Origin of the sequence: Aequorivita sp. CIP111184, assembly GCF_900489465.1 — a bacterium.
Taxonomy (GTDB): domain Bacteria; phylum Bacteroidota; class Bacteroidia; order Flavobacteriales; family Flavobacteriaceae; genus Aequorivita.
Genome location: NZ_UEFQ01000024.1, coordinates 297,933 through 315,220 on the forward strand (window position 1 = coordinate 297,933; position 17,288 = coordinate 315,220).

Sequence of the window (17,288 nt, forward strand, 5' to 3'; positions counted from 1 at the left end):
CTTTTATTGATTTAATTCGTTCTTTACCATTTCTCTAATTTTCTTCACATCTTCTTCTTTCACGGCTGGTGCATTATTACCCCAACTGCTACGCTCATGGGTAGTTATGGCTGCAATTTCTGCATCGCTCAATTGGTCTCCAAAGGGTGGCATTACGCCATAATCAGCTCGGGCATCATAGCCTTGTAGGATAATTTTTATGAGCATTTCTGGGCTTTCATCATTTACAATTTTACTGCCTGCCAAGGGAGGAAATGCGCCAGCAATACCTTTTCCATTATCTTGGTGACAAGCAGCGCAGGTTTGTTTAAACAGATTAGCACCATCAAGACCACCACTCGCTTTATCGCTTCGCATTCCCTCTTCCTGAATTTTCCGTAATGCGGGAATAAAATCACTGACATTACCCCCAGGTAGCTCCATTTGTTTTAGGGATTTTAAATATTCTACCAATAGCAGGGCATCTTTTGTTGCAACAATTTTTGTTCCTGGGTTATTAAAATATTCTTTCGGAACGGCAACGATTTTGTCATTTTCCCCTACCAAGGTACTATCCACTTCCCGAAATAACCAAGGGTATGATGGCATAACAGATTCTGAAACCACTGCTCTTGGATTGTACAAATGTAAGAAATGCCAATCATCACTTGGTTGGCGTTTTCCAATATTAGTAAGGTCTGGACCTGTACGTTCGCTTCCCAAAAGTGAAGGCGATTGTCGCCAAACATCCAAGCGTTGCTTGCTGAAAAAATAATCTGATGGAATTGAGGGGCGATTTCCCCACATATTATCCATCTCAATATTCCGGACCTGTTGCGTATGGCATGCCATACAGTTTTCTGAAACATAGATTCGTAACCCTTCCTGTTCATTTGCCGTTAATGGTTTTTGGTTTGGAATAGGTTGAGTTTCCTGCATCTGATATGCAGGAAGTATCGCTACCATTATACTCAAGGCTATAAACACAACTCCCGCTGTGAGTACTAAATTTTTATGTTCTTTATGAAAATTGAGCATTTTTAATCTTATTAAACAGTTATTTTCTCTACTTCTTTTAACTTAACTTCGGTTTCTACTTTTCTATAATTTTTTACCATATAATAGAAATTATAGACAAAAACAAGATGCGATATGAACATTAAAGAACCACCAATGGCGCGCCATACCCAATAAGGCCGCATAAGAATCACCGATTCAATAAATGCATTTCCTTCTATCCAGCTAAGCCCTTTATAAGTTCCGCCTGCCATAAGTGAAACCATATAAGCAAAAAGCCCTATAAACGCCAACCAGAAATGTGCCCCAACCAAAACTTGTGGCGGTTCCTTTCCTGTTATTTTTGGTAAAATGGCATAAATGGAAGCCCATAAAAAGAAGGCTATAATTCCATACATCGTCATATGGCTGTGCGCCACATTGAAATCTGTAAAGTGCCAAACATAATTGGTAAAACGAAAGGCCTGCAGACTCCCTTGCATAGAGCCAACGAAGTAAAAGATGGTTCCAACCAAAAAGAATGGCAGCACATAACTCTTGGAAATATGACTCCAACTACCTCGCATTGTCATAAAGAAATTTGTGGTTCCCGCAATAACTGGAATTGCCATTCCTGCACTGAAAACAATTGCAACTGTTTGTAGCCACCAAGGCAACGGACTAAAAACGAAGTGGTGCGTGCCTATCATAGTGTAAAACAGCATTTGTGTCCAGAATGCAAGTACGCCCAAGGAATAGGAATAAATCGGTTTGTTTAGAGATGAAGGTAAATAGTAATAAACTAGACCTAATGTAAAGGTCATAAACCACATTCCCACCCCTTGGTGCATATAATATCCTTGAATCACAGTTTCTCCCAGACCGTCTTGATAAAATGGCAAATAACCAATGATTGCCAAAACTATAGTCCAGATTAATGCAGCGAGAATAAACCAATTTGATATATATATTTCTGAAATTTTACGCTTTGCAACTGTTTTGTAGAAATTGAAAAATGTGATGATCAAAGCAATTGCAAAAAGCAGCATAATGGGCCAGATATATTCGCGATACTCCCCGCCTCCATTATTGATACCCGCCATTAGGCTCAAGCTTCCCAATGTTATAGTCGCATTAATAAGAAACCATCCCGTCCAAGCTAATTTTGGACTGTGAATTACTGTATTGGACGTTCTCGCAATAACGAAATAACCCAATCCAATCATGGCGAGCGAGGACCATCCCCAAAAGACCATATTTGTATGAACGGGTCGCAACCTACCAAAGGAAAGCCAAGATTGATGATCCATTTCTGGCCATAGAAATTTCATTCCCAGATATTGCCCAATAAAAGTTCCCAAAACCAACCAAAAGGCGGCGGCCCCTATATAATAAATTACAATTTTCTTTAACGCTTCTGGAGTTTCAATGCTAAGCGTTGTTTTCTTTTTTTCATCAAAAAAAGCATTGTTAGGCTTATTGTCAATACGATGTATTAATCCCTTTTCATCTTCCGCCTCGTTCTCACCTCCCAATTCGTCTCCGGACAATTTATAGGTAAGAGCGGCTTTTCTTTTTTCGAGAATAAAATCAATTTCTCCTTTATCCATTGCAATAATCTCGTCATCGAAAGCCATTTTGTTTTTATTATGCTGTTTACGCTTCAGCGTGTCTATATAGCCATTTAGTTTCACCAATAGGATTATAACCGCAACTACCATCACAATAGCAATTAATACGAAAGTGCCAATAATACCAGGACTTGACAACCAATTTTCTGTTGAAATATTTGTGTTCTGCGACATCATAAATTGGGGAATCCAACCTAGAATCAATAGCATTGACCAATTCTTTTTTCTCATTTGTATATAATATTTGCTTTAAATTTATATTTTAAAATTTCTGACAAAATTGTCAGAAATAGATAAAAAAAATTATCTCCTCAAAAAGGACATTCCCACATCTAGTCCATTTGCTAATTCATAAAGACTTGTGTTTTCTAACATTATTTTAAGATTATCTCTAATATCAACAAATTTATTGTGCATAGGACAAGGTTTTTGCGAATCGCAACGGTCAAATCCAAGAGCGCAACCATTGTAAATTGAATCCCCATCAATTGCTGCAACTATATTGCTTAAATTAATTTTTTCTGCCCTGCCCTTTGGGATTTCAAAACCGCCAGTTGGCCCTTTAAGCGATGTCAGTATGTTCTGCTTGGCCAACTGGTGCAGAATTTTGGCAGTAAATGCCTCAGGAGATTTTATGCTTGAAGCTATTTCCTTTAAACTGACACGATTGCCCATAGACGACTGCGATGCAATATACACCGAAGCTTTTATCCCATATTGGCATGCTTTTGAAAACATAATTTGTTTTTAACGCTGCAAAGATATACAAAAATCCTATTTCTGATAAAATTATCAGAAATAAAAAATTCATTTAATTTTTCAGACCTATTTATTGAAGAATTATAGTTTTAAAAATGTTTCCCCTTTCTGAAGTTTATCGGCAAGCTGAAGTATTGTAGTATTTTCGCACATTTTTTTTAACCCAATACGAACTTCCTGAAATTGATCGTGTACAGGACATGGTTTTTCCGAAGAACATTCGCGAAGCCCCAGTCCACAGCCATTAAAAATAGCATCACCATCAATCACTGCAACAATTTCAGCCAATTTTAAGGTAGAATCCTTCTCCAAATAAAATCCGCCATTTGGTCCTTTTCTGGAACGTATCATATTTTCCCTTGCCAACTGCTGGCAAACTTTTGCTGTAAATGGTTCGGGAGAATCTACTGCTTTTGCTATTTCTGTAATATTTGGACGCAAATTCTGTTGCGATTGTTGTGCTATAAAAAGAACGGCCCTTATGCCGTATTCACATGCTTTTGAAAACATATTTTTTGTTTTATTTAAAAGTAAACATTCACACGACTATTTAAAGACTAGATTATCCTATAAAATCTTCTTTAAATAGGATTAATTATTAAATCTTTTTCGGGCTTCAATTTCCAAAGCTTCACGATGGTCGGGATGTGCAATGGATATTAATGCTTTGGCTCGTTGTTCTAATCCTTTTCCAAAAAGATTCACCACTCCGTATTCTGTAACAATAAAATGAACATGCGCGCGGGTTGTTGTAACACTTGCACCTTCTTTTAAAAATGGAGTGATTTTAGAAATACCTTTATTAGTCACAGAGGGCATTGCTATTATTGGTTTTCCACCTTCTGAGAGTGAGGCGCCGCGAATAAAATCCATTTGCCCACCTACGCCTGAATATTGAAACATTCCAATACTATCGGCACACACCTGACCCGTTAAGTCAATTTCAATAGCACTGTTTATCGCCGTTACTTTGGGGTTTCTGCGAATGATTGCAGTATCATTTGTATAAGCCGCCTCCTTGAAATGCACGATTGGGTTATCATCGATAAAATCGTATAATTTTTGAGTGCCCATCGCAAAACAGGTTACTATTTTTCCCGTTTTTATAACTTTGTCTTCACCAGTAATAATTCCTTTTTCTACCAAAGGAAGAATGCCGTCGCTAAACATTTCAGTATGGATTCCCAATCTTTTATGATTGTACAAATTGTGAAGTACAGCATTGGGAATATTGCCAATACCCATTTGTAAAGTAGCGCCATCTTCTACCAAACCCGCTACGTGCTTACCAATCGTGGCTTCAACCTCTGTAGGTGTTCCCAATAGGGAAGCGTGAATAGGCTCATTTACTTCTACTGCAAAGTCAATATTTTTTATATGAATAATGCCATCGCCATGAGTTCTAGGAACTTGTGGATTTATTTGCGCCACTACTTTTTTTGCGGTTTCAATAGCGGGCAAAGTAACATCCAGTGAAACACCCAGCGAGCAGTAACCATGTTTATCTGGTGGTGAAACCTGAATGAAAGCAACGTCTAACGGAAGAATATTTCTTCTAAAAAGCCAATGGATTTCACTTAGAAAAACTGGAATATAATCACCGTGAATCGTATTCACACCCTTGCGAACGTTATCACCTACAAAGCAACTAGATAGTTTGAAAGTATCATTGTATGGCGCATGAGTATATTTGGCCTCACCGTGGGTATGGATTTGAATGATATCAATATTTTCAAGTTCGCGATATCTTTCACATAACTTGTCTATTAATAAACTAGGTGTCATTGCAGCACCCTGAAAAAACACCCGATTATTAGATTTTACTATAGATACAGCCTCTTCGGCAGAAACAATTTGCATAATTTTAATTTTACACGAAATTCGGTAATTTAAAAAAGAATGAAAATGATAATTATCACAAAGTGTCTTTTAATGAACCAACCATTTTTGAAAGTTCATTAACTATAGAAACTCCTTTATCTTTATTATACCACGTTTGAAGCATCTCTTTCAAGACATCATCAATCTTTCCATGCTGGTTTATATAATCGTTTATTAATTTTGTTGCAGCTTTGGAACGGGGACCAAAAGTTTGAAGCACATTTAAATCCTCATCCAACATGATAATTACAGGAATGGAACGTGAACCGTTTGTTAAAAAAGAATCCATCAATGGAAGATTTTCATCGCGAAGAACAATTTTTAGATCAATATTCTTTGAAAATTGTGCGATTTTATTCAAAAAAGGAAGCGTTTGCGAAGCATCACCACACCAAGGTTCACTGATTACGAGCCAAGTTTGTTTTTCGGAAACACTTTTAAAAGCCTCAATGTTATTAACAGAAATTTCAGCAGTTTTATCCAGCCTTTTGGTACGACTGAAATTGAGCTTTGTGTAATTTATTTTTTCGGGAGTTTGTTCTCCAGTCGTTCTGCCCTCTTCCACTAATTGTTTAAAAAGCAAGTTATACTGACTGTAATCCATTGCTTTTAAAAGGTTCATTTCAATCAACTTCTTCATACTATTTTCTTTTGTACATTTAGTTGTAAAATTATATATTTCATTACAAAGCTTGAATGGTAATAGTCAGTGAAGGATAATGCGACAATCTTAAAAATCTTTCCGCTTCGCAATTCGCCAAATAAAGAAGGTTGGTACCAAAACCCAAAGAATTAATATGCCAGACGATAGAATTAATCCAAAATTAGTTCCGAAGAATTTTTGAAAAACTGCTCCCGTATAGCCCAAAAGTGCTGAAATATCAAGTTTTAATAGAATCATTACCCGCGACAAATCAATGGGGTTAAGCATCGTTGCCAAAAGTGAAAATTTGTCCAAGGGATACTCTTCAAAATAGAGCAACGACATCAAAAAGATACCGTCATAAATTACCGCCATAAACAGCCAAAGTAAAATGGCATAGCCAAAACCTTTAATCCTATTTTCATTGGAAAGTGCAATTACAAAAGCTAGTGCCGTAAAAATAAAGGTCAAAAATGCACCCGTAACCAGTAAAAGGGAAAAATCCCAAATGGCATTACTATTGAAAATTCCATAAAAAATAAAAGGGATTCCCAGGCCAATAACCAAACTCATTGAAAGCGATGTAGCCACCCCAAAATACTGCCCTAAAAAGATAGAACTTCGTTTTACGGGTTGCGCCAAGAGTAGTTCGGTAAATTCACGGGAATTGTAGTAATACATCACTCCAAATATAGTCCCAATAAGCGGTACCAAAATAATAATTACGTTCATTAAAGTGATGACTGCTTTAGAAAGGTCGTTGTTCAAAAACAACAGTACGGCGCCCAATAGCAAATAGAATAAAAAATAGACGTAACTCCAGCGGCTGCGTACTAAATCGTAAAAACTATACTTTAATATTTTAAACATAACTTGAGGATAAAATGGAGGCTATGGCGTGTTCAAAATCGGGTTGTTCCGTTTTCTTTTTCAATTCTGAAATGCTTCCCTTGAAATAGATCTTTCCTTCCAAAAGGAAAACGATTTCATCAGAAATTTCTTCTACAAAACTCAAAATATGGGAAGTGATAAGAATAGTCTTTCCTTTTTCCCTTTCAGAATTGATCAAATTTTTCAACCGCAAATGTGAGATTGGATCCAACCCATTTGTAGGTTCGTCCAAAATCAACAGTGGACTGTCAAACATAAAAGTTAGCACCAAGTTTACTTTCTGTTTGGTTCCCCCGGAAAGGTTCGCCAGTTTTTTATTGAGAAAAGGCTGGAGTTTAAAAAGTGCTATTAATTCTTCATCCTTAGTGGCTTTTGAATCGCGTAAATCCTTTATCATCGCAATAAGTTCGCTCACTTTTAAGTTTCCAGGGAAGTTTGCTATTTGAGGCAAATAATCGATTTCTTGTCGGTATTTAAAATTGTTTTTCAGCGGTTTCCCATTGATGGAAATCTGTCCAGAATCTTGTAAAACCATTCCCAAAATACACTTTATAAGCGTGGTCTTTCCAGAACCGTTTGGTCCCAGTACTGAAAAAATACCGCCACGGTTTATGGAAAGGTCGATGCCCTTGAGCACTTCGTTTTTTCCAAATTTTTTGTACAGTTCCTTAACTTCTATCATGGTTTATCTTTCTCATTTTTGGATGTTCGTCCACTAAATTATCGGGAGTAAAAACAGGGGAAACTTTTTCTGAAAAATCAATTATATCTATAAACAGGCTGCGCAACATAATGATGGCCTCCGGCGTACGGTTTACGATGTAAGAAAATAATTTTACAGGCCGATACGGCACATCGCCAACCCCATTTTTATCAAGGTCGTAACCCGCGTAATTGCTCCAATAATTACTGTTGAAAACATTGTCGTTTATACCGCTGTTATATGAAATATCAAAAGAGTTGTACATAAAATTGTTCTGTACATACGAGTTGGCATAACAGGCGCCACGCACCTTTATAGCCCAACCGTTACTAATAAAATCATTGTGTGAATAATCAATACGGTTACTGCCTTCAACATTGATGCCTACAGTGTTTTCTTGAAAAACATTATTAGTAATCTTGGCGTCGTTTATTTCCTTTAACAATAGTCCAAATGCTGTTGTGCCCCAGTTTTCCTTAAAAATATTATGGTTCATATCTACAAATTTTGAAAACATAACAGCCACTCCTGCTCCATTATTTTCAAAAGTATTATACTCATAAATGTCGTGGTTACTGAACATAAAATGCAAGCCGTATCGCAGATTATTTTTACTGTGGTTATGGCTTATCAATATATTGTCTGAAAATTCTAAGTAAATTCCGTCACGAACGTTTTCTACTGTGTTTCCACGAACCTCAACACCTTTGCAGTACCAAAGTTGGATACCATTTCCGGAATTATATTCGTTTACAGCATCGCCTTTTATTTTGTTGTTCAGTACTTTTCCGTTGTTGGATTTTTCGAGATAAATGCCGAAAAAAAGTTTTTCAAGTTCTAAATTCTGAATTAAAAAACCATCTCTTTTAATTACACGAACCGCAGCATAATCTTCAGTATAACTGGTACCGACGTTTATAATTTTGAAACCGTCCACAGTAACATTGTCTGCCACAATCTTTATTATTTCGCCTCTGTCTTCGCCATCGATGGTTGGAAGATTTTCACCTAAAAGAACGATGCTTTTGTTTATAGTAATATTTATTTCTTTATAAATTCCTTGCTTCACCAAAACCGTATCTCCTTCCGAAGCTTGAGCAATTCCCTCCTGAATGGTTTTCACGGAACAAGAACTGCAAACCGTTATGGTTTTAGCCCAACCCGCTGCAGTGCAAAATAGCAGCAAAAGAAAAACGAAAATATGAAGTGCTTTTTTCAAGTTTATAATGAAATTAGTCAACGAAAAAGTGCGCGTTTGAATTTAACGAATAATCAGAAATTTGGAATTTTCCATGGCTTTCACCCAATGGGGAATATCTTTTGGAAACTTAAAATCCTGATGGGTTTTGATAGGATATACTTCTGAATTAATATGAAAATTAATTTCGCCTTCCAAAACAATTATCTGTGCATCCCGCGGGGCGGTATGTTCGGGGAAAGTGGCGTCCTTTTCAAGACTGATAAGAAGGGTTTCTGCAGGGCCGTCGTTCAGTTTTGAAACTTGAAGTTTGTTGAAAGCCTGATTTTTAATGGTGTCGTTTATTTGATACATTGTGTTATTTTTTTAAATGATCTTGGATTTCTTCCCAAGAAAACAATTCTCCTGTAAATTTTTCTTTTCCATTTTGGGCGGCCGTTTCATTTTCAAAAGCGGAAAGATTTGCGCCCATCGGGCTGGAAATTTGAGTGCTCACCAAATAAGTAGCCATCGTGGCATCCATCAATTGTCCCGGTTGGTTGAAATCTGCAGTTAAATACAAGGCAATTTCAGTGTCCTTCAATTCGTCCTGTAAGGAATGAACCATACATTCTATGGCGTCATATTTATAAGCTTTTCCTTTTGTAGTTACAAGTTGTGATGCGTGCTGCCTGTCCACAATAGTCATATTGCAGTAATGGCAGGCATCGGTTCCGTATGCTATTTGTTGGGGGCTTACATTGCAAGAAACCAACAAAGTACTTATTATACTTAAAATGATGAAAGTTTTCATTATACAGTCGCGGTTTTTAAAGATGATTTTTTAACTACTTTCTTGTATTCTTTCTTTCCGACGAAGAAAGCGACAATGGTCAACATCATTCCCACAAACATCATATATGCACCGGTTGCGGGCCAAGAATCTACATCGAAGTTAAGCATTTTTTGATAGCCCATCAGTGGTGGCTTGTAGGTCATTGGGGTACCGTCTGGGTTTAGCAATTTCATAATAGCTTTTGGATTTAGATCGGTTCCATATTCCATAAGCCAAGAATTGAAATCGTACATTCCCATTATACCAAGCACGGACATTAACAAGAACCAACCAATAAACCATTTGTAACTCACTTTTCCGAAGAAACCTAGTAATCCAATAAGAACACCTAGGGCGACCATTCCCCCAATTACCATCGGAAACGTTTGAAATTCCCACATATCTTTTGGTTCGGGAATTGTTTTCATACCAATATAATGGTTCAAACCGTCAATATTTTGGATATCAAATTCCTGTACTCCCTGTATTCCTTCAATATAAATATCCATGCCAAGGGGATCCGGATATTGCGGAGCACCGAGCATAATATTCCACAATGGGAATTTAAAAAGTCCCAACAACAGCAAAGAGCCAATAATCATTATTATTCCTGCTTTTTTCATTTTGAATGTATTTGAGATGTGGGAAGTGAGATATTCGAAATGGAGGAGTAAAAGTTTTAGAACATAATTCCCACGGCTATATTCTAAAATTTAAAATCTTTTAAAAGACGGGGGAAATCAACAACCCCCGTCTTTTTGTTGAAAATACACTGAATCACTAATCAGGTATTTCATCACTAAAAACTTCTTTTAATCTTCGCCTAAAGACCATTTAAGCTCTGTTCCAGAACCTGCAGGGCTTACGCGAACATAACCTTGCATTTCTTGGTGTAATGCAGAACAGAAATCGGTACAGTAAAATGGCCATACCCCGGGAAGTTTTGGTTCCCAAATAAAGGTTTCTGTCTGTCCTGGCATAATCAACAATTCTGAAGTATTAGCGCCAATCATACTAATTCCATGTGGTACATCGTAATCCTGTTCGTGGTTTGTAACGTGGAAGAACACTTTGTCGCCCACTTTTACACCTTCAATATTATCTGGGTTAAAGTGGCTTCGAATCATGGTCATATAAATATGTACTTCATTTCCTTTGCGCTCCACTTTTGCATCACCATCAGTAATTGTGGCGTAAGGGTGTTTATTTTCAGAAAGCTTGAATATCTGTTTTGAATTTTTTGCAACTATATCTGCAGGAATACCAGCAGCATAGTGAGGCTCCCCAATGGTTGGGAAATCCAATAACAGTTCCATTTTATCACCGCTTATGTCAAACAACTGTGCAGACTGTGTAACCTCTGGTCCTGTTGGCAAATATCTGTCTTTTGTAATTTTATTCATTGAGAGCAAATATTTTCCAAAAGGCTTACGAGAATTTCCGCCCGGAATCATTACGTGTCCCACAGAATAAAATACGGGTTGTCTATCTTCAACTTCCCAAGATCCCAATTTCCATTTTACAACTTCAGAAGAAATAAAGAACGAGGTATAAGCATTTCCTTTATCATCAAACTCTGTGTGCAATGGACCAAGACCTGCTTGTTTTACAGTTCCTGCAAGTACATCTTCGAATTTTAAGATTGGAATACCGTAAGCTTCTCCATCAAATTTCTTGTTTTCAATAGCGGCAAGCATTTTTGTGAAAGAATGCACTGTTAAATCGGCAGAAAGTTTTCCGTTACCAACAATATACTCTCCCGTTGGATCAACATCACAACCGTGAGGTGATTTTGGCGTTGGAAGGAAAAATATAGCGCCCGGTACATCCAATGGATTAACCGTAAGAACTTCATCCATTATTGTTGAAGTGGCCGAATGTGTTTCATCACTATAAACATTGTGTGCGTATTTCGCTGGAACTTTTGTTCCTCCACCGTTATTTACATATTCTTCAATTTTCTTCCAGTTTACGGCTGCAATAAAATCTTTATCGTTTTGGGAAGCGTTTACTTCCAACAATGAGTTTGCTTCTTCGGTATTATAAGTAGTAAAGAAGAACCAACCGTGAGATTTGTCGCGACCGGGATGCGAAAGGTCATAATCAAAACCAGGCATTAATAATTGAAATTTAATAGCCATACGCCCTGTTTCGGGTGCAACACTTATAAATGAAAGTGCTCCTTTAAAGTTTCCTTTATAATCCTTAATAGGCATATCGCGCTGTGGAATTGGCACTGAGAAACGAGTTCCCGCCACTACATATTCCGTATTTTCAGTAACGAAAGAAGAACTGTGGTTCCCGGCGCTGTTTGGCACTTCAAGAATTTCTGCAGTTTCAAAAGTGGTTAAATCAATACGCGCAATACGGGGGGTGTTGTTTTCATTAATAAAAACCCAACGTCCATCAAGTTCTCCATTCGTTTGTGATATATCTGGGTGATGCGCATCTCCCCAAGGCACAAATCCATAAGAAGTTTCTAACATAGGTTTACTTTCTTCATTGTATCCATAAGCCTTTTCAGGATCTTGTGAAAATACGGGAATCACTTTAAACAATCGCCCTGATGGCAATCCGTAAACAGCAAGCTGTCCACTAAAACCCCCTGAAACGAAAGCATAAAACTCATCGTGTTCGCCTGGAGCTACATACACTTTTTCAGCGGCGTTGCCAGCCAAACCACCCTGGCCTTTGTTTCCTCTTTTGTTTCCGTCATTGTTACAGCTCACCAAACCGGCGACCATAATTAGGGAAACCAAAATATTAATTGCTTTTTTCATTGTTCTATTATTTTATAATTAATTGATTAGTTTACTGGCAATATCACTTTATCCACTACGTGTACAATCCCGTTACCGGCTGGAATGCTTGCAAGAATTTTAGCTCCTCCCACATAAACATCTTCGCCTTTTACCTCTACGGAAATGCTTTCTCCTCCTGCTTGACCAAGTTTTTTAAATTTCTTTAGAAATTCTTTTGAATAATTACCCGGAGTAACATGATTTTTCAAGATGCTAGCCAGTTGATCCTTGTTTTCAGGTTTCAATAGGTTTTCAACCGTACCAGCGGGTAGCGCATCAAAAGCAGCATTTGTTGGAGCAAAGACCATCAATGGTCCAGCATTTACAAGTGAATTTTCCAAGCCTGCAGCTTTAACAGCGGCCACAAGCGTTGTATGATCTGACGAGCCTATAGCAATTTGAAGTACATTGGGTTTTGACTCATCATTTTCAATAAATGCTTGCCCTTGTTTGGCAGTTTCGGCATTACTGTTTTCAGTGCTTTCTAAAACTGTTCCAGTAGCTTCATTTTTTGGTTCGTTTTTACACGCTGAAAACACGAGTAAAACACCTAGTACAAATAGGGATTTGATAATAGTTTTCATCTTGTTTGTTGGTTTTAAAACCTTGCAAGGCTATTCACCTTGCAAGGAAAGTTGGTTGTTTAAGTGTGTATTAAAGTGTTCTAAAATATTCAAGTACTTGTCTGGCCTCTTCTTCGGTCAAGTTTTGATTTGCCATGGGCGAACCGTTAAACTCCATCAATAATGCTTTTGCAATAGGATCTTTTTGCACCATTTCCTCAGGATTTAGAATCATATTCATAATCCATTCAGGGGTACGTCTTTCCAAAACTCCAGTTGGAGCGGGACCAATAAACTTTTTGTCCGGTTTATGGCAGGCCATACATTTGTTTTTGTAAACTTCCATTCCTTTGGCCGCCATTGCCTGGTCAACAGTAGCTGGCAACTCTAAATTTTTAATTGGCCCAATACCTTTATTAGTTAAGTCAATTGTTTCTGAAGCTTTCAAAGTAGCTGCTGCTACTTCCTCTTTCGGAGTTTCTGTTGTGGTTGGTTTTTGACCTATTTGAATACCTTCACTCTTTTTCTCTTCCTTACCACCGCAGCTTATTAAAGCTAAAATTGCTATCGCGGTTATTGATTTCATTATATTTTTCATAGTTGTTAGAATTATTTTACTTGACAAAATTAGCGCTACACTTGAAGTTAGAATATGATTTATATCATATATAGGATATTTTTATCTTTTAATCTTTATTTTTAAATAGCTTGAAACAAACCTTTTACAAACAATAAAAATTTAGTTTTGCTAAAGTGCGATTATGACGAAAATCATTTTAGAAAATATTTTTAAAAATTACTTTTGAAGAAATCTTATTATGAAAAATATACTTTTACCGACAGATTTTTCAAAAAGCTCAAAAAATGCCATTCGTTATGCAATGAGGTTTTTTGAAGGGGAAACCTGTACGTTTCATATTCTCAATTCGCAAAAGCCCTCGGGCTATATAACTGCAGATGTGCTTTATGGGGCTCCGGGTTCAACAATTTATGATGGTATTTTAAATGACAATAAAAAGGAACTAGAGAAAATGGTTCTATTTTGTGAATCGAATTCAACTAAAGAAAATTTCACCTTTGTTCCAAAAATCGACTTTGACAATATTGTAGATGCCGTAAACCAAGCAATTACAAAGAATAATATTGAACTAATAATTATGGGTACAAATGGGGCTACGGGCGCTGCTGAAACTATTTTTGGAAGCAATACGTTAAAAATTATCCGAAATGTAGATTGTCCCGTTGTTGCTGTTCCCCAGAATTACATTTTTGAAAAAGTAAAATCAGTTTTACTATCACTCAATTACCAATATGATGTACCAAAAAGATCATTGGATATTGTTGTTGAAATAGTCAAAAAATATGGAGCATCTTTGAAAATTTTAGAAATTGAGGAAGAGAATATAGAACTGGTTTCTAAAACAAACTATACTGAAGAAGTTTTTAAAGAAATTGGTTGTGAACATTTTTCTATAAAAAATATTCCTACGTCCATGGCTATTAATGCCTTTGAGCAGTTAATACCAGTTCAACTTCACGCAATGGTTGTGGAGCATAAAACTTTTTTGGATCGTTTCATTTTCGGTTCAGAAACTTCAAAAATAAGTTACGGTTCCAAAATTCCTATTCTAGTACTTCATTAGGGAATTTAATAAAGTTATTTTACGATCAAAAGTTTATTCTTTTTGAGCGTTCGCACCAGTGTTTTAACATAATCACGAATTGTGTTTGCTGCTGCCGGCGGATTTACAATGTCAATTTTTCCACGCCATATCAAATCGCGTTCCTCGCCTGGGCAGAGACAATAAAGTGAAGTTTCTGTATTGTATACTTCATAATTCTCAGTCTGGTCACTAACATAAACAGGTTTGTTTTCATAATAATAATCGGTAAAGGACTCAAACGATTTTGTGAAATTCCGGTAGGATTGCACGATGTTAACTTTGTTTTCCTGTCCAGTAACTTTTGAAAACAAAACCGCATCAAAGCCCGCATTTAGAAGTTCTTTTTCAATATTTTCTAAATTGTCTTCCGACTGATTGTTCTCGCTGAAAGCGCTTCCGAAATAATCAACACTTTTTACCGCAGTAACATTTTCTTCTTTCAAGGCAATTACCAAACTATATTCAAATTGCCGTTGAAGTTCGCTATCAGGAGTGAGTCCCACCACCAAAACTTTGCTTGCTTGGTAATTTGGAGTTTCGCTGTTTACATATTCATCTACCAATCGGCTCGTGGAGCAACTGGAAAGCAATAATATAAAAACCGCTATGGAAAGTAATTTTGTTGTAGTATTCATTTTAAAACTAATTATTGAACATTATAAATTTCCTTATCGGTTTCAGCCGTAAAGATACGTTTCTACCTTTTAAAATTTTTAAGTACACTTAAAAGATAGCATAAACTTAAAGTAAGTTATTATCTTCAAAAATGATAATTATCAATCATTTATAACTTATTTAAAGTCTGGTCCTTAAAAAAAATTATATTATCAAAATTTAAGTATCTTTGTTAACCAAATGGTTAAACCATAAAGTTGAATAATGGCAAAAACTAAAATAAATCAAGATACTGAAGGACAAATTTTGAACGCAGCTGAAAAGGTGTTTCAAAAGAAAGGAATGGATGGCGCACGTATGCAGGAAATTGCAGATGAAGCCGACATTAATAAAGCGATGCTACATTATTATTACCGTAGCAAACAATTACTTTTTGAAGCTGTCTTTGCCAATGCTTTTTCACTTTTAGCACCGCAACTCAACAAAATTATAAACGACGATTCCTCGGTGGAAGAGAAAATAAAAAATTTTACAAATAATCATATCTCGTTTATTGCAAAACATCCGTACCTGCCAAATTTTATTATTCAGGAATTGAACCGCAATCCCAAGTTTTTTGAACAAATCCAAAAAAATGCCGGTTTTCCAAGTCTTGAAAAATTTAAAACCCAAGTGGCCGCTGAAGTTGAAAAAGGCATTTTAAAACCGATTGCCGGCGAACAACTTTTTATCAATATTATTTCGTTGAATATTTTTCCCTTCGTCGCCACTCCTTTAATAAAAGGGTTTTTAAAACTTGACGATAAGGGGTTTAAAAAATTAATGGAGCAGCGCAAAACGGAGGTTTCTGAGTTTATTATCAATTCCATAAAAAAATAATTATGAAAAGAATTGCACTCATAATTTTATTTCTCTTTCCTCTACTACTCTCCGCCCAACAAGTATTGACTTTAGATAAATGTTACGCTCTAGCGGAAAAAAACTATCCTCTCGCAAAGCAAACTGTTTTATTGAGTGAAAAAACAAACACTGAAATTAAGATTCTCGAAAAGGAAAGACTTCCCAAATTAGATTTTAATGCACAAGCTACCTATCAATCAGATATTATTGAGTTTCCTTTACAAATCCCGAATTCAAATATTGAGCCGCCAAATAAAGACCAATATCGCGCCACTCTGGATGCGAACCAGTTAATTTATAATGGGGGAAATATTGCCGCAAATAAAAAACTGAAAACCTCAGAACTTGCAACGCAGCAACAACAAATAACCGTAAATCTATACGGTTTAAAGTCTCGCATTAATCAAAATTATTTCAGTGTTTTACTTTTTCAAGAACAGGAAAAATTAATCCTTTCAAAAATGGAACAGCTGGATGCGCGCTTAAAAGAAGTAAAATCCGGAGTAAAATATGGCGCCCTCCTCCCCGCTTCCGAACAGATACTAAAAGCAGAGATGCTGAAACTGGAGCAACAGCTTACACAAAGCAAATTTGATCGAAAAAAAGCGCTGGATAATTTATCATTACTGCTTTCACAAAGACTGGACAGTAAAACTACTTTAGTCAATCCGGAAATTTTGGTTTCCTCTCAAACCGTTTCTGAGCGTCCCGAACTACAATTTTTCAACCTGCAAGAAGCACAATTGGAAACTTCAAAGGAGGTTATTTCTAAAAGTAATTTTCCTAAATTATTTGGTTTTGCGCAGGCCGGTTATGGCAATCCCGGGTTGAATATGCTTGACAATTCATTTCAGGATTTTTATATGGTTGGGCTGAAATTGAATTGGAATATTTTCGATTGGGGAAAAACGAAGGAGCAAAAACAAGCCGTGGATATTTCAAAAGAAATCGTTTCCAGCGAAAAAGAAACTTTTTTGTTAAACAATTCAATACAACTTAAAGAAGCCGAAAACGATATTGAAAAATATGAAGAAATGCTACAAAATGACGTTGAAATAATTCAATTACGCGATAAAGTTTTACAAGCCACAACATCCCAATTGCAGAATGGTGCTATTACTTCTTCGGAATATATAACTGAACTGAACAATCTTTACGAGTCTAGAATTGACCAACAATTGCATAAGGTCCAACTGGCGCTTGCAAAGGCAAATCACAGAATAATAAAAGGGGATTTTAAATAAATATAG

General features: G+C 36.4%; 19 protein-coding genes. 3 read left to right on the plus strand and 16 right to left on the minus strand.

Features of this window, described 5'->3' with window-relative positions; genetic code table 11:
• Positions 1–3: 3 nt before the first annotated feature.
• The 15 genes from AEQU1_RS10630 to AEQU1_RS10700 all read right to left on the minus strand — a co-directional run bounded on the left by AEQU1_RS10630 (position 4) and on the right by AEQU1_RS10700 (position 13,457).
• Positions 4–1,017: a cbb3-type cytochrome c oxidase subunit II gene (locus AEQU1_RS10630; RefSeq protein WP_111881001.1), complete on the minus strand. Its 1,014-nt coding sequence runs from the start codon at positions 1,015–1,017 to the stop codon at positions 4–6.
• 11 nt (positions 1,018–1,028) lie between these two features.
• Complete coding sequence (locus tag AEQU1_RS10635; protein ID WP_258455279.1) at positions 1,029–2,837, minus strand: cbb3-type cytochrome c oxidase subunit I; 1,809 nt, start codon at positions 2,835–2,837, stop codon at positions 1,029–1,031.
• A gap of 72 nt (positions 2,838–2,909) precedes the next feature.
• The gene (locus tag AEQU1_RS10640) at positions 2,910–3,344 is read right to left on the minus strand and encodes an Rrf2 family transcriptional regulator (protein WP_111881003.1); all 435 of its coding nucleotides are present in this window, start codon (positions 3,342–3,344) and stop codon (positions 2,910–2,912) included.
• Positions 3,345–3,446: 102 nt separating this feature from the next.
• Entirely contained in the window at positions 3,447–3,875 is a 429-nt protein-coding gene (locus AEQU1_RS10645; RefSeq protein WP_111881004.1) for an Rrf2 family transcriptional regulator, read from the minus strand.
• An 81-nt stretch (positions 3,876–3,956) separates the two neighbouring features.
• On the minus strand, positions 3,957–5,225 hold the full coding sequence (locus AEQU1_RS10650; protein ID WP_111881006.1) for an acetyl-CoA hydrolase/transferase family protein: 1,269 nt from the start codon (positions 5,223–5,225) through the stop codon (positions 3,957–3,959).
• 55 nt (positions 5,226–5,280) lie between these two features.
• Positions 5,281–5,886 carry a thioredoxin family protein gene (locus tag AEQU1_RS10655; RefSeq protein WP_111881007.1) on the minus strand — a complete coding sequence of 202 codons (606 nt, stop codon included), beginning with the start codon at positions 5,884–5,886 and terminating at the stop codon, positions 5,281–5,283.
• Between the two features lie 90 nt (positions 5,887–5,976).
• The gene (locus AEQU1_RS10660; protein WP_111881009.1) at positions 5,977–6,759 is read right to left on the minus strand and encodes an ABC transporter permease; all 783 of its coding nucleotides are present in this window, start codon (positions 6,757–6,759) and stop codon (positions 5,977–5,979) included.
• Positions 6,752–7,462, minus strand: coding sequence for an ABC transporter ATP-binding protein (locus tag AEQU1_RS10665; protein ID WP_111881010.1), 711 nt, complete (start codon positions 7,460–7,462; stop codon positions 6,752–6,754). Before AEQU1_RS10665 ends, AEQU1_RS10660 begins: the two co-directional genes overlap by 8 nt.
• On the minus strand, positions 7,449–8,702 hold the full coding sequence (locus AEQU1_RS10670; protein WP_111881012.1) for a nitrous oxide reductase family maturation protein NosD: 1,254 nt from the start codon (positions 8,700–8,702) through the stop codon (positions 7,449–7,451). Before AEQU1_RS10670 ends, AEQU1_RS10665 begins: the two co-directional genes overlap by 14 nt.
• A 42-nt stretch (positions 8,703–8,744) precedes the next feature.
• Positions 8,745–9,035 carry a cupin domain-containing protein gene (locus AEQU1_RS10675; protein ID WP_111881014.1) on the minus strand — a complete coding sequence of 97 codons (291 nt, stop codon included), beginning with the start codon at positions 9,033–9,035 and terminating at the stop codon, positions 8,745–8,747.
• Between the two features lie 4 nt (positions 9,036–9,039).
• The gene (locus AEQU1_RS10680) at positions 9,040–9,474 is read right to left on the minus strand and encodes a nitrous oxide reductase accessory protein NosL (protein ID WP_111881015.1); all 435 of its coding nucleotides are present in this window, start codon (positions 9,472–9,474) and stop codon (positions 9,040–9,042) included.
• Positions 9,474–10,118, minus strand: coding sequence for a hypothetical protein (locus AEQU1_RS10685; protein ID WP_111881017.1), 645 nt, complete (start codon positions 10,116–10,118; stop codon positions 9,474–9,476). Before AEQU1_RS10685 ends, AEQU1_RS10680 begins: the two co-directional genes overlap by 1 nt.
• Before the next feature lie 189 nt (positions 10,119–10,307).
• The gene (gene nosZ / locus AEQU1_RS10690) at positions 10,308–12,275 is read right to left on the minus strand and encodes a Sec-dependent nitrous-oxide reductase (RefSeq protein WP_111881018.1); all 1,968 of its coding nucleotides are present in this window, start codon (positions 12,273–12,275) and stop codon (positions 10,308–10,310) included.
• Between the two features lie 26 nt (positions 12,276–12,301).
• Entirely contained in the window at positions 12,302–12,880 is a 579-nt protein-coding gene (locus AEQU1_RS10695; protein WP_111881020.1) for a fasciclin domain-containing protein, read from the minus strand.
• A gap of 70 nt (positions 12,881–12,950) precedes the next feature.
• Entirely contained in the window at positions 12,951–13,457 is a 507-nt protein-coding gene (locus AEQU1_RS10700; RefSeq protein WP_111881021.1) for a cytochrome c, read from the minus strand.
• Positions 13,458–13,677: 220 nt separating this feature from the next.
• Here AEQU1_RS10700 and AEQU1_RS10705 point away from each other — a divergent pair, with 220 nt between their 5' ends.
• Positions 13,678–14,502: a universal stress protein gene (locus AEQU1_RS10705; RefSeq protein WP_111881023.1), complete on the plus strand. Its 825-nt coding sequence runs from the start codon at positions 13,678–13,680 to the stop codon at positions 14,500–14,502.
• Between the two features lie 14 nt (positions 14,503–14,516).
• Here the strand turns inward: AEQU1_RS10705 and AEQU1_RS10710 are convergent, their stop codons facing one another.
• Positions 14,517–15,158: a hypothetical protein gene (locus AEQU1_RS10710; RefSeq protein WP_111881024.1), complete on the minus strand. Its 642-nt coding sequence runs from the start codon at positions 15,156–15,158 to the stop codon at positions 14,517–14,519.
• A 244-nt stretch (positions 15,159–15,402) separates the two neighbouring features.
• Here AEQU1_RS10710 and AEQU1_RS10715 point away from each other — a divergent pair, with 244 nt between their 5' ends.
• The gene (locus AEQU1_RS10715) at positions 15,403–16,017 is read left to right on the plus strand and encodes a TetR/AcrR family transcriptional regulator (RefSeq protein WP_111881026.1); all 615 of its coding nucleotides are present in this window, start codon (positions 15,403–15,405) and stop codon (positions 16,015–16,017) included.
• A 2-nt stretch (positions 16,018–16,019) separates the two neighbouring features.
• Positions 16,020–17,282: a TolC family protein gene (locus AEQU1_RS10720; protein WP_111881027.1), complete on the plus strand. Its 1,263-nt coding sequence runs from the start codon at positions 16,020–16,022 to the stop codon at positions 17,280–17,282.
• Positions 17,283–17,288 lie beyond the last annotated feature (6 nt).